Origin of the sequence: Enterococcus sp. DIV0802b (assembly GCF_050543535.1) — a bacterium.
Classification (GTDB): Bacteria; Bacillota; Bacilli; order Lactobacillales; family Enterococcaceae; genus Enterococcus_D; species Enterococcus_D entomosocium.
This window is the reverse complement of record NZ_CP172941.1, coordinates 2,444,700-2,456,552: the sequence shown is the minus strand read 5'-3', so window position 1 is coordinate 2,456,552 and position 11,853 is coordinate 2,444,700. Positions and strand designations below refer to the sequence as shown.

The following is an 11,853-nucleotide window of genomic DNA, read 5'->3' as shown; positions in this document are numbered from 1 at the left end:
TCACACCACCTCAATTATTCTATGGTCTTTGTGTCATCAACGGGCTAAGTCAAAAGGTGTCTTGCGGAAAATCAGCCAGTGCATGCCTAGCACCATGGCTTCCTCGATAGCATCGATATAATGGAAAGCGGGCTGATTGGGTTGTTGCTGCAGCAATGGATTTTTTTGGATCGCGTCTAGGAGATCGGTTTTTACTGCATCACTGCTGGCTAAAATGATACAGTGGGGGGCAAAAGCTGCATTGTAAAATGGCAGTATGCTTGTCAGGCGCTGGACCAAAGCCGTGCGGTCTTGCGGTGCACCTTGATCCAAGTAGCCGGGTAAAAATTTTGCCTCTCCCGCTAGGGCATCTTTTCCTTCTAAAAGCGCACCATTGACTAGGAGCGTGATACCGGGCATGCTTTTTTCAGGATTGTACATGCCAACGATGGTTTGCTGCAAGGAGATCTGTTGGGCGATGCAATAGCCGATCGTTAAAATATGGGCATCGTTTTGACAGTAGAAGGGCAGTGCAGTGACCTCTGCCACGAGGGCTGCCAGCTGCCAGCCGTTAAATTTTTCATACCAGCTGGAAGTCACGGTTCCTCCACTGATTTTTCCTGGTAAAAAGAGGGCGATCTGTTCCACAGAAGGAAATAATGCCAGCTCGTTCGTTACACATTCTTGAAAGCGATGAGGGGCAACATCAGGAAAGGGCTGGTCGTGTTTTGCCAAAACTTTCCCCTTGCGGTCGATCAGCATGGACCAAAGAGCCAAGGAGCCATCGTGATCGATAAAGCTAAGCAAAAGAGAATGACCTCGGTCTTGATTTAGCTGATAGGTCACTGCTGGTCGTCCTAGCTCTTTTTGCTCCAGCGGACCTTTCGTGATTTCCCCCTCTGTTAACAATTCTTTTAATAATGAGTTAGTGGTGACCATGCTGATGCCGGTTTTCTTCACTAAATCGGAGGCGAATAATGCCCCGTTTTGAAACAAAGTTTTTAAAACCAGCTGTTTGTTTTGCTGGCGAATGGTATGGGTGGTAGAAGCCATAAATGTTCTCCTTAATGAAGTGATTTAATTAAGTATACCGACGGGATGAAACGATGTAAAGTTTTTAAAAGACTGACTTGACGGAAAACTTGAAAATAAGTATACTTAATTAATAACGTTAATTAAGTGATTTGGAATGAAGAGGACACGAGGTAGAGGGGAAGAGAAACGTATGATCAAATTAGTCATCACAGATTTAGACGGTACATTTTTGAACAGCCAAGGCAGTTTTGATCGGCCTTATTATGAACAAGTCAGCCAACAAATGAAAGAAGCGGGTGTTGCTTTTGCTGCGTGTACCGGCAAACAGTGTGAACGAGTGGAAGAACTGTTTGGTGAAGCAGCAGCGGATGTTTGGATTCTTGGGGATAGCGCGACCCGCATCAAACATCAAGGAGAGTACATCTTTGAATCGCTGCTGCCAAACGAATTAGGGCGGCGGATCATTGCGAAGCTCGCTGCGATTGCGCAAGATCATGTGATCATCGCTTGTACACCGACTGCGGCGTACATTGCTGACACAACCAATGAAGCGGATGCGCAGAAAGTGCGTGGCTCTTATCGGGTGGTCAAAACGGTGGCGGATTATCAAACTATCACAGAAGATTTTGTGAAGCTTACTATTTTTGATCCCAAACTACGTTGTTTTGAGCATGTCCAACAGTTAAGCGAATTTACCAATGAAGCGTACATCGTGGCTTCGGAAGCCGCTTGGATCGATATCACCAATCAAGGCGTCCACAAAGGAACGACTGTGGCACACTTGCAAGAATTGCTGCACGTCACACCCGAGGAGACAATGGTTTTCGGCGATGGCTTGAACGATTTGGAGTTGATGGCAGCTGGCACGTTTAGTTTCGCCATGAGCAATGCCTTTGAGGAAGTCAAGGCAGCGGCAGCGTTTGTGACCAAATCAAACGATGAAAATGGCGTGCTGAAAACTATCGAACGTCTGTTACCGCTACAAATGAAACAATAAAAAAATCGCTCCCTGGCAGGGACAGCGTGCACTTTCAATTGACTGAAAGTAGACTGCTGCCTGTTGCTAAGGAGCGGTTTTTTCGTTATGCATGTGGTTGACTGACGCTATAAGGATAGGCATCGGCTGACCACCCTTTGCTGCGAGGGACGATACCTAGCTGGAAGTTCAATGTACCACCGGCAGTCAATTCTTGGTGGGTGAAAAATAATCGCTCGAAGGGTTCTTCGTTCAATGTAATTTTATCCACGAAGAGCTGTTGCGGCGCATTGGGCGTGCTCTTGATCACTAAGTCTTTGCCTGAAGCAAGATGCAGTGTTGCTTGATCAAATAAGGGCATGCCAATGACATATTCGCCTGTCCCCGGTGTGACTGGATAAAAGCCCAAGGCATTGAAGATGTACCAACCAGCCATGCTGCCGTTGTCTTCATCGCCAGGAAAGCCTTTTGGTGAGTCATTGAAGCACTGTGTCAGTAGCTGCTTGATCAAGGGCTGTGCCATTTCTGGTTTGCCCAAATAGCTGAATAGATACGGATAGTGGAAGCTTGGCTGATTGGAGATCGCCAGCTGACCAAAATCGAGTGCGGCCATCTCACTCATTTCATGGATCTCGAACCCGTAGCCTTCTGTCGTATAGCGAGGTTCTTGATTGCACAAGTCAATCAGTTTTGCTTCAAAGGCCGCTTTGCCGCCGTGTGCAGTGATCAAGCCAGCGAAATCATGGTAAACAGCAAAACTACTTTGCCACGCACTGCCTTCTGCATAATCCAAGCCCCAGCGTGTGTCACTAAACTCTGGACGAAAAGCGCCATCTGGGTCTTTTGCCCGCATAAAGCCGGTCTCCTGATCGAAAATGTTGCGGTAATTTTGCGATTGCTGCTGATAATAGTCTGCTTGCTCGTCACCCAGCTGTTGCGCGACTTGTGAGATACAAAAATCACTGTAACAATAATCAAGGGTGTGATTGACCGATTCATGATGCGTCAATGGCACATACCCGTAAGTCAAATAGTCCGTCGTGCCGCGCCGACCATAATTGGGATTTTCACTTTGGACGGTGGCACCTTTTTTCATCGCTGCTAAAAATTCGGGCATCAAATCGGGACGAATGCCTTTTACTGCGGCATCAGCGATCACGGCATCGATCAGCGTCCCGGGCATCAACCCCCGCTCATCAGGTGATAGCCATTTTGGTAAAAAGCCGCTTTCGCGATAACTGTTCAAAAAGCCTTCCAGCATGTCTTCCAATTGTTCGACAGCCAAGAGTGAAAAGAGCGGGTAGACAGTTTTATACGTATCCCAAAAGCCGTTGTTTGTGTACAGTGGTCCTGGTTTGATCGCTTTTGCCAAGGTATCCCAGTGCACTTTGCGACCCTCTTGATCGATTTCGAAGAAGGTTTGAGGAAACAAGAATAAGCGATAAAAATTATGATAAAAAGTAGAAACTTGTGCTTGATCGTGATGCTCGATCTCGATTTTTTGCAAAAAATGATTCCATTGCTGTTGGACAGAAGCCAGATAATCGGCAGGAGCCCATTGCTGTTCCCGCTGCAAGTTCAAACAAGCTTGTTCGCGACTGAGAAACGAGGTTGCAAAACGGATCGTCTGTGTTTGGCAATTATCAAAGCGGAGAACGACGAAGGCTTCTTTGCCTGTCAAGGCACCTTCGATCGCCGTGATGGGTGTTTCAAAACGATAGACGAAATGGAAGGTGAAGCTTTCGTCTTCGCATCCTGAAAATACGATCAGTTGACCAGCCACTGTCTGTTCATCCAACTGTTCTAAGACATAGTCACCCGGCAGTGACAATCCAAGACCCGGCTGATCCCCGCAGTTTTCAATAGACAGCACACCGCCATACATACTGGGAATCAAAGTCGTTGTTGTTAAATACCGCTGCGTCTTGATTTTAAGAAAGGCTGGATTAAAGGTGCTTTCTTCCGGACGATACGAGCTTTGCGCATGGAAAAGGGTATTTTCAGAAAGCGTGCCGTTTATCGGCAGCATCGTCAGATGGCTGAAATCACCCATCCAAGGGCTAGGCTGATGGGTGATGCGAAAGCCCTGAAAGGTTCGATCTTCTGGATGAAACCACCAACTGCCTCGTTGATCGCTGGTTTGCGGGGCAAAGTAGTTCATGCCAAAAGGAACCCCTGTATAAGGCAGGCAGTTGCCATGGGAAAAACTATATTGGTTGTCTGTTCCGTGTCGTGTGTCGATCATTGATACGTTCACTTGGTTCACTCCTTTAATTGGGTTGATTCTCTTTTGATCAAAGAAACAGCCACTAAATGGGTGGTCGTCTCCGTTGGTACTGGGGGTGCTGCCTTCGCAGCGTTGATTTTCTCAATCACTTGGTTTCCTGCCAAGCGCCCCATCTCCGCAAAATTCTGCCCGATGGTCGTTAGTGCTGGATCAACGAGGGCAGCGGCTTGGATATTATCGAAACCAACCAGGGAAATGTTGGCAGGGACGTGCAAATCTGCTTGACGCAGTGCACGCATCAATTCGATGGCGATCAAGTCATTTTCACAGACGGCTGCCGTGACCTGATGTTCTTCCAGGTAGGCAAGCGCATTTGCGATACTGGCAGCTGTGTCGTCGAGCTTGGTGCGAAAGGTTCTTTGGGCTTTTTTCAGCGCATCGATGTAACCTAGATAACGCTGACGGACGGATTGTGGATGGTGGGTATCACCAAAAATATAAGCGATCCGTTGATGCCCCAACGCAAGTAAATGCTCCGTAGCTAGCTGTCCACCTTGAAAGTTATCTGGCATGACCGCTGGAAAATCAAACTCATGCAGCTTTTTATCTAAGGTCACGATAGGAAAGTGTTTTTCAGCACATTCGAACAGCAAGTCATAGTAAGAAAACGTATTGCTGGCGTAATAGATCAGGCCGTCGAATTCTTGCATCAGCTCAGCTGCCGTCGTTTTTTCCAAATAATCCACTGGTGTCATCAAAAGTTCAAAGCCGTGTTCTTGCATCACGGGGTAAATGCCTTCGGTAAAGTTTCCTAAAGAGAGATCATTGGCAAAGGGCAAGACAAACAAAATTCGTCCAGTCGCTTTTTTTTCCTTCAATTCTCGGACAAAGCTGCCGCTGCCTTGCACGCGATAGATCAGCTGATTTTGTTCCAGTTCCGTCAAGGCTCTTTTAGAGGTGATCCGACTGACTTGGTATTGTTCAGATAGTTCTTTTTCAGTAGGGACACGACTGCCCGGAGCTAATCGCCCTTCAACGATGGCTTCGTGAAGCTCCGAGTAAATTTTTTTATATAATGGTTGTTTCATAAGAAAACCCCTTTTGATATATCATATTTGTTAGCATACCATAAACCGATAAAAATGAAAACCCTTTAATTATTTTGAAAAAGCGCTAGACATTCACATGATTCATGATATACTAGGTTCGTAAATTGATATATCAAATCAGGAAGGTGATGGAATGGTTTATAAAGAAATACCAACTTCAGTAGCAACATTTATGGAAACGATTACGGATCTATGCGGAGAAACGCATGCCGATTGGGCGAAAAATTTTAATGCAGCTTTTGCCAATACACTATTAACGACGGTCAAGCGTCATGAGGATGGCACGACCTTTTTACTGACGGGGGATATTCCAGCTATGTGGCTGCGAGATTCCACTGCGCAAGTTCGTCCGTATTTAGTGATCGCCAAAGAAGATGAAGACTTAGCAAGTATGATCAGCGGGTTGGTCAAGAAGCAATTCTACTATATTACGATCGATCCTTACGCAAATGCCTTTAACGAATCAGCCAATGGCGCTGGCCACCAAACAGACGATACAGAAATGAACGATTGGATCTGGGAACGCAAATATGAGATCGATTCTTTGTGTTATCCGATCCAACTGGCCTATCTGCTATATAAAAACACAGGCAGAACCGATCAGTTCAATGATGATTTTGTAACAGGCATCAAAAAAGCCTTGGAGGTGTTTGTAACAGAACAAAACCATGAGGAATCCCCGTATCGCTTTGAACGGGATACCTGGCGAAAAGAAGATACCTTGACTCATGACGGCAAAGGCGCGCCGGTGAAACCCGTTGGCTTGACTTGGTCAGGTTTTCGACCAAGTGATGATGCCTGCAAATACGGCTATTTGATTCCCTCCAATATGTTTGCGGTGGTGGTCTTAGGCTATATCCAAGAAATCTTTACGACGGTTTTAGAAGACACAGCGATCGTGGCACAAGCGAAAAAATTGCAAGCAGAGATCGAAGCAGGGATTAAAGCATACGGGTTGACCAAAAATCAAGCTGGCGAAGAAGTCTACGCGTATGAAGTGGATGGATTCGGCAATGGCACACTGATGGATGACAGCAACGTGCCGAATTTGATCGCCGCCCCTTACTTGGGGTATGGCAGTATGGAAGATCCCCTTTATCTTCAGACCCGTAAAACGTTGTTAAGCAGTGAAAATCCGTATTTCTATGAAGGCAAATACGCTAAAGGCATTGGCAGCTCTCATACGCCAGAAAATTATGTGTGGCCGATCGCCATGGCAATGGAAGGCATGACCACCACTGACAAAGAAGAAAAGAAACGAATTTTGGATCAGTTAGTGGCGACAGATGCGGGTACAAATTTGATGCATGAAGGGTTCGATGTCGATGATCCTTCGCAATACACGAGAGAATGGTTCTCTTGGGCGAACATGATGTTTTGTGAATTGGTCATGGATTATTTCGATATCCGAGTGGAAAAATAAGCAGCACGACCCACGACCGTTCGAGTGACACAAAAAGCAGTCCAACGACGCAAACAGCGAGGAGTAAAAATCAATGAAGAAACAAGTTTATATCATCTCTCACAGCCACTGGGATCGGGAATGGTACATGCCTTACGAACAGCATCACATGCGGCTAGTTGAATTGATGGATGATCTTTTAGAGTTAATTGAAAATGACCCTGAGTTCCACAGCTTCCATCTAGATGGGCAGACGATCATCTTGGATGACTATTTAGGAGTGCGACCTGAAAAACGCGAAGCGGTCAAAGCGGCCATCAAACAAGGAAAATTACAGATCGGTCCGTTTTATATTTTGCAAGATGACTTTTTGATAAGTGCTGAATCAAACACCCGTAATATGCTGATTGGAATGGCAGAAAGCAAAAAGTGGGGCACCCCTGTTATGTTGGGGTATTTCCCAGATACTTTCGGCAATATGGGGCAAACCCCGCAAATGATGCTGCAAGCCAATCTTGAAAGTGCTGCATTTGGACGTGGCGTCAAACCAATCGGCTTTGACAACGAAGTTTTACCCGATGATCAATTTACTTCCCAATATTCTGAAATGCATTGGGAAGGTCCAGATGGCAGTCAAATCTTTGGTCTACTTTTTGCCAACTGGTACTCCAATGGCAATGAGATTCCAGTGGATAAAGCAGAAGCCAAAGCTTTTTGGACACAAAAACTGCAAGATGTAGAGAAATTTGGTGCCACCAATCATTACTTAATGATGAATGGGGTCGATCATCAACCTGTCCAAAAAGACATTTCGGCAGCGATTCGTACAGCTAACGAGCTTTTCCCAGAGTATGAATTCAAACACGCCAGCTTTACCGAATACCTTGAAGCGGTGCAAGCAGATCTGCCAGATGACCTAGGAACTGTCACAGGTGAATTGACCAGTCAAGAAACCGATGGTTGGTATACTCTAGCCAATACCGCCTCTTCCCGAGTCTATCTGAAACAATGGAATACAAAGGTTTCCCGCCAATTAGAAAATGTCGCTGAACCATTAGCAACTATGGCTTATGAAGCAAGCGGCAGCTATCCTCACGATATGTTGGATCATGCGTGGAAAACACTGATGCAAAATCATCCTCACGACAGTATCTGCGGCTGTTCAGTGGACGAAGTACACCGAGAAATGATGCCGCGGTTTGAAAAAGCCAATGAAATTGGTAAGTTCGTGGCAGATGAAGCGTTACGCAATTTAGTAGCCGCCATCGACACGAGCAGGTTTCCTGAGGAGAGTCGTCCCTTTGTGGTCTTCAACACCACTGGCAGCACCCGTTCTGGTTTAGTGGAAGTCGTGATCGAACTTGAGCGTAAAACATTCCGTGAAGGATTGCCAAGCAAGCTTTACCACGAATTATTGGCGAAGCCAAAAGGTTCTTATTCGGTGATCGATGAACAGGGGAAACCTGTTGCTGCGATCATCAGTGAAGAAGAGGTCCTTTTTGACTATGAATTGCCTAAAGATGCCTTTCGGATTCCTTTCATGAAACGCTTTGTCACGGTTCAAGTAGAAGCAAACCAGTTGCCGGAATTTTCATGGCAGACCTTTGCCCTAGTGGAAAAAGCCGCTACGCCAGTAGAGAGCGCACCGATCGTTTCAGAAGGAGGGCGTAAACTTGCCAACGCACATTTGGAAGCCGTCATTACTGAAAACGGCAGCTTGACGATTACAGACAAAGCAACCCAAAAAACGTATCGCAATTTACTGGTTTTCGAGGATGTGGGGGATATCGCCAATGAGTACATCTTCAAACAACCAGAAGGGGATCAAGCAATCTTATCGACGCAATTTCCGCATCAGGTGACGATCGAACAAAACGATCCGCTGGTGGGAATTGTGCGACTGACACAAGAATTACAGATTCCTGTTTCAGCAGATGACCGTTTGTTAGAAGAACAAAAAGCTGTCGTCGATTTCCGTTTCCGTAAAGCACAGCGGAGTCAAGAATTGGTTGCTTTCAAGATCGAGACGGAGATTCGCTTAGAACGAACCAGCAACCGCCTGGCATTTAAAACCACCGTCAACAACCAAAGCAAAGATCACCGACTGCGGGTTTTATTCCCAACAGGGATTATCACGGATTTCCATGAAGCTGACAGCATTTATGAAGTCGTAAAACGGCCGAATCAGGTTTCCAGTCATTGGGAAAACCCAACGAATCCGCAGCATCAACACGCCTTTGTCAACTTGCATGATGAAACAGGCGGCATGACGGTTTCTAATTTTGGTTTGAACGAATATGAAATCGTGAAGGATCAGATCTGCTTGACCTTGTTGCGCTGTACGGGAGAGCTAGGCGATTGGGGCTACTTCCCAACACCAGAAGCGCAATGCTTAGGCAGCCACACCTTTGAATATGGCGTAGCCTGTCATGGGGCTCCTGAAGAACGTTATGAAACGTATCGCCAAGCACAAGCTGCCCAAGTTCCTTGGACGGCAAGCCAGACCGACAAGCATCAAGGCAAGCTAGCCAGCAGCAACCAATACATGGAAGCTCATGGAACGACGGTAGCTATCACCGCCTTAAAACGCAATCGCCAAGACCAGCAGATCGTTTTGCGGGGCTATAATTTGGCGGATCAAGCCACTGCCTTTCATGTGCAAAAAGAGCAGGCGACACTCTGTCTGTTGAACCTATTAGAGGAAGAACAAGCATCGTCCGTCAATGAGCAATTACACCCATATGAAATTCGAACCATTGGAGTAAAGGAGTGAGAAATGATGGTTTACGGAGGAATTGAAGCCGGCGGCACAAAAATGATTTGTGCCGTTGCCGATGAACAGCTGACGATCATCGCCCAAGAGTCGATCCCAACGACAACGCCAGAGGAAACGTTAGCGGCGATCTTTGCCTTTTTCGATCCCTACGATCTCGTGTCATTAGGGGTCGGTTCCTTTGGTCCGATCGGGATCGATCCAACCCAAGCGACCTATGGCCACATACTAGCCACGCCGAAACAGGGCTGGCAGCAGTTCGATTTTCTCGGTGGGTTGAAGAAGCGCTACCCAGAGACAGCATTTGCTTGGACAACAGATGTCAATGCTGCCGCTTATGGAGAATTACGCCAAGGAGCGGCACAAGGCAAAGACAGCTGTGTCTATTTGACGGTCGGGACCGGCATTGGCGCCGGGGTCGTTCGTGAAGGAAAGATTTTCGAAGGGATCGGTCATCCAGAAATCGGTCATACCTATGTCAAACGCCACAGTGAAGATATGTATGCTGGTACATGCCCGTATCACGGCGACTGTTTGGAAGGATTAGCCGCAGGGCCTTCTTTGGAAGGACGTACGGGGATCAAAGGACAAGACTTGCCGCAAGCGCACGAGATTTGGGGGTTGCAGGCCTTTTATCTTGGGCAAGCGCTGGTCAATATCACGTTAACTTTAGCACCTGAGATAATCATTTTAGGCGGTGGGGTCATGAATCAGCCGCATTTACTCGCTCAAATCCAACAAGCCTTCCTGAAACAAATGGCAGGCTATATGGAGACACCACCAGTGGAAGACTACATCGTCACTTGGGGCTTGCCGAACAAAAGTGGCATTATCGGCTGTCTCTTGTTAGGCAAAGAGCAGGTGACTGCCCATGACTAACCTGCATTTTCCTAAAGATTTTTGGTGGGGAGCCGCTGCCAGCGGTCCGCAAACTGAAGGACGAACGGCCGATGATGGCAAAGGCGATTCGATTTGGGACTATTGGTACGCAACGGAGCCAGAACGTTTTTATCAAAAACGGGGACCCAAAGATACCGTCCAGCTGCTACAGCGTTACCCAGAAGATGTGGCGCTGATGAAAGAGATCGGTTTTAATTCTTTTCGAACCTCGATCCAGTGGAGTCGCTTGCTGCCAGAAGGAAGAGGGGCGGTCAATCAACAAGCGGTGACGTTTTATCGCGAGTACTTCGCCACTTTGATCGATCATGGCATCGAGCCCTTCATCAATTTGTATCATTTTGATATGCCGATGGCACTGCAAAAAGAAGGCGGCTGGCTCAATCGCGAGACTGTCACAGCATTTGCAGATTATGCCGCTTTGTGTTTTGAATTGTTCGGTGATCAAGTCCGCCGTTGGTTCACGCAAAATGAACCGATCGTGCCAGTGGAGATGGGGTATTTGTATCAGCAGCATTACCCAGCAGAAATCAATTTGGCTCACGCGGTGCAAGTTGGCTACCATGAAGCACTCGCCAGCGCCTTAGCGATCCAACGCTTCCGTCAGTCTCAGCAACCAGGCGAAATCGGCATCATCTTGAATTTGACACCGACTTATCCGAAAGATCCGAACGATGAAAAAGATGTCCAAGCGGCGCAACTGGCAGATGCCTTTTTTAACCGATCCTTCTTAGATCCAGCGGTCAAAGGCACCTTTCCTGAAGAATTGATCTCTGTCTTAAACGAGTTGGCGATCATGCCAGAAACCAGAGCCGAAGATTTGCAGATCATTAAAGAAAACACGGTCGATCTCTTGGGGGTCAACTATTATCAGCCGCGGCGGGTGCAGCAAAAGCGTTCTGCCAAAACAGCGGACACTCCAATGCCAGAAGATTACTTCGATGTTTATGATTGGCCAGAAAAGAAAATCAATCCCCATCGAGGCTGGGAGATTTATGAGCGAGGCATTTATGATACCTTGATCAACCTACGAGACAACTACGGCAATATCCCCTGTTATATTTCAGAAAACGGCATGGGAGTCGAAGATGAAACACGCTTTATCGATGCCAGCGGTCAGATCCAAGATGAGTACCGCATCACCTTTATCAAAGATCATTTGCGGTATGTACACCAAGCGATCCAAGAAGGCAGCCAGTGCCGCGGGTATCACATGTGGACCTGCATGGACAATTGGTCTTGGCTGAATGAATTCAAAAATCGTTACGGGTTTATTGCCGTTGATTTGGCTACCCAAAAACGCACCATCAAAAAGTCAGGTGAGTGGTTCCGCGAAGTGATTCAGCAAAACGGCTTTGTCGACTGAACATTCATAAAAAACAAATCAATGAAGCGTCCTATCTTGCAAAAGGTAGGACGTTTTTCTGGTTTTTAGAGAATAAAAACAAAATATAA

Annotated in this window: 8 protein-coding genes; 5 read left to right on the top strand and 3 right to left on the bottom strand. The window is 46.7% G+C overall.

Annotated features, from left to right (window positions below):
- Window positions 1-36: 36 nt before the first annotated feature.
- Window positions 37-1,032 carry an ROK family protein gene (locus IGJ12_RS11515; protein WP_016621584.1) on the bottom strand — a complete coding sequence of 332 codons (996 nt, stop codon included), beginning with the start codon at window positions 1,030-1,032 and terminating at the stop codon, window positions 37-39.
- A gap of 172 nt (window positions 1,033-1,204) precedes the next feature.
- On the opposite strand from IGJ12_RS11515, the gene IGJ12_RS11510 reads away from it, so the two are divergent.
- A complete protein-coding gene (locus tag IGJ12_RS11510; RefSeq protein WP_042890481.1) occupies window positions 1,205-2,011 on the top strand; it encodes a Cof-type HAD-IIB family hydrolase in 807 nt (268 codons plus the stop codon).
- Between the two features lie 85 nt (window positions 2,012-2,096).
- Here the strand turns inward: IGJ12_RS11510 and IGJ12_RS11505 are convergent, their stop codons facing one another.
- A complete protein-coding gene (locus IGJ12_RS11505) occupies window positions 2,097-4,247 on the bottom strand; it encodes a GH92 family glycosyl hydrolase (RefSeq protein WP_430619051.1) in 2,151 nt (716 codons plus the stop codon).
- A gap of 5 nt (window positions 4,248-4,252) precedes the next feature.
- Window positions 4,253-5,305: a GntR family transcriptional regulator gene (locus IGJ12_RS11500; RefSeq protein ID WP_005234743.1), complete on the bottom strand. Its 1,053-nt coding sequence runs from the start codon at window positions 5,303-5,305 to the stop codon at window positions 4,253-4,255.
- A 154-nt stretch (window positions 5,306-5,459) separates the two neighbouring features.
- On the opposite strand from IGJ12_RS11500, the gene IGJ12_RS11495 reads away from it, so the two are divergent.
- From IGJ12_RS11495 to IGJ12_RS11480, 4 genes are all read left to right on the top strand, one after another.
- Window positions 5,460-6,749: a glycoside hydrolase family 125 protein gene (locus tag IGJ12_RS11495; RefSeq protein ID WP_016613582.1), complete on the top strand. Its 1,290-nt coding sequence runs from the start codon at window positions 5,460-5,462 to the stop codon at window positions 6,747-6,749.
- Window positions 6,750-6,822: 73 nt separating this feature from the next.
- Window positions 6,823-9,501, top strand: a complete 2,679-nt coding sequence (locus IGJ12_RS11490) for an alpha-mannosidase (protein ID WP_430619050.1) — start codon at window positions 6,823-6,825, stop codon at window positions 9,499-9,501.
- 3 nt (window positions 9,502-9,504) lie between these two features.
- Window positions 9,505-10,380 carry an ROK family protein gene (locus tag IGJ12_RS11485; protein WP_430619049.1) on the top strand — a complete coding sequence of 292 codons (876 nt, stop codon included), beginning with the start codon at window positions 9,505-9,507 and terminating at the stop codon, window positions 10,378-10,380.
- Complete coding sequence (locus IGJ12_RS11480) at window positions 10,373-11,764, top strand: glycoside hydrolase family 1 protein (RefSeq protein ID WP_400449663.1); 1,392 nt, start codon at window positions 10,373-10,375, stop codon at window positions 11,762-11,764. Before IGJ12_RS11485 ends, IGJ12_RS11480 begins: the two co-directional genes overlap by 8 nt.
- Window positions 11,765-11,853: the final 89 nt, after the last annotated feature.

Coding starts and splice junctions, on each gene's coding strand:
- IGJ12_RS11495 (WP_016613582.1), top strand. CDS start 5,460: ATGGTTTATAAAGAAATACCAACTTCAGTAGCAACATTTATGGAAACG.
- IGJ12_RS11510 (WP_042890481.1), top strand. CDS start 1,205: ATGATCAAATTAGTCATCACAGATTTAGACGGTACATTTTTGAACAGC.
- IGJ12_RS11485 (WP_430619049.1), top strand. CDS start 9,505: ATGATGGTTTACGGAGGAATTGAAGCCGGCGGCACAAAAATGATTTGT.
- IGJ12_RS11490 (WP_430619050.1), top strand. CDS start 6,823: ATGAAGAAACAAGTTTATATCATCTCTCACAGCCACTGGGATCGGGAA.
- IGJ12_RS11500 (WP_005234743.1), bottom strand. CDS start 5,305: ATGAAACAACCATTATATAAAAAAATTTACTCGGAGCTTCACGAAGCC.
- IGJ12_RS11515 (WP_016621584.1), bottom strand. CDS start 1,032: ATGGCTTCTACCACCCATACCATTCGCCAGCAAAACAAACAGCTGGTT.
- IGJ12_RS11480 (WP_400449663.1), top strand. CDS start 10,373: ATGACTAACCTGCATTTTCCTAAAGATTTTTGGTGGGGAGCCGCTGCC.